Origin of the sequence: Bacteroides caecigallinarum (assembly GCF_016901995.1) — a bacterium.
GTDB lineage: Bacteria > Bacteroidota > Bacteroidia > Bacteroidales > Bacteroidaceae > Phocaeicola > Phocaeicola cellulolyticus.
In genome coordinates this window covers 1-542 of sequence record NZ_JACJLE010000144.1, presented here as the reverse complement: position 1 = coordinate 542, position 542 = coordinate 1, and the positions used below count along the sequence as shown (strand labels likewise).

Genomic DNA, 542 nt, shown 5'->3' with positions numbered 1-542 from the left:
CGTGCTCCTGTACTCATTCTGCAACTCCTCATTATCTATAGCCTGCAGTATCGGTTTGTCATATTCGTCCACCAGGATAACCACCTGCTTCCCTGTCTTCTCATACGCACGACCTATCACGTACATAAATCTCTCCTCAGGCGACCTGTCTTTCTTCTCGTCGCCGTATTCAGCCTCCCACATCTCAAGGTGCATGTTCAGAATTTCCAGAAGCGAAGCCTTATTCTCATATCGCTTCGTATTCAGGTCCAGATGCAGCACAGGATATTCCGTCCATTCCTTCTCCAGTTCCGCAATCTTCAGCCCCTCGAACATCTCCCTTTTTCCACTGAAATAAGTCTCCAGCGTGGAGATAAGCAGACTCTTTCCGAATCTGCGCGGACGGCTCAGAAAGTAATATACACCGTTATTTACCAGGTCATATATCAGATCTGTCTTGTCTATATAAAGATAACCGCCTTCGCGTATCTTTTCAAAATTCTGTATTCCTATAGGGTATTTCATGTAAGTCAATTAAAAATTAAAAATTAATAACCAACGGT

At 43.7% G+C, this 542-nt stretch carries 1 protein-coding gene; it reads right to left on the bottom strand.

The annotated features are described in order from the left end of the window. Positions 1-504, bottom strand: a 504-nt coding sequence (locus H6A61_RS15375; RefSeq protein ID WP_204394781.1) for an AAA family ATPase, incomplete at its 3' end; no start/stop codon positions are given. Positions 505-542 lie beyond the last annotated feature (38 nt).